Here is a 519-nt window from a genome sequence, read left to right as displayed (position 1 = left end):
CCACGTTCATAGCAGTGAGCGTGGGGAATCTGCCTTTCACCCTGTCATCATGTTTAAAGTATTACTCTTACAAAAACTCTATAACCTATCGGATCCAGCCATGGAAAAACAACTGGCACGAGACTTACTATTTCGTCGCTTTGTTGGCCTATCATTAACGGATGATGTACCCGACCATAGCACCATTTGGCGATACCACAAACACCTAGGTGAGCTTAGACTGATTGAACCATTGTTCAACCAAATCAATGAGCAACTAGCCCAACAAAACATTTTTATCAAAGCGGGCAGTGTCAGCATCATCGATGCCAGTATCGTTGAAGCTAAAAACAAACGACCTAAGAAAGGCAAACACACCGACAATACCCAAGATAACGAAGCCGCCTATGTCAGTAAAAAAGACAGTACAGGTAAAGTAAAAACCACCTACGGCTTTAAAATTCATCTCAACTGTGATGAAGACAGCTTTGTCAAAAAGGTTGAAACTACCCCTGCCAATGTCCATGATTCCCAATGTTT

1 pseudogene is annotated in these 519 nt (G+C 42.2%); it reads left to right on the top strand.

The features are described 5' to 3' along the window. Positions 1 to 519 (top strand): annotated as a pseudogene (locus ACY3FQ_RS17450) (IS5-like element ISAba23 family transposase); the annotation flags it as partial.

The organism is Acinetobacter sp. AB03 (assembly GCF_058107045.1).
Note: the sequence above shows the minus strand (reverse complement) of the source record. Positions and strands in the feature narration are given on the sequence as shown.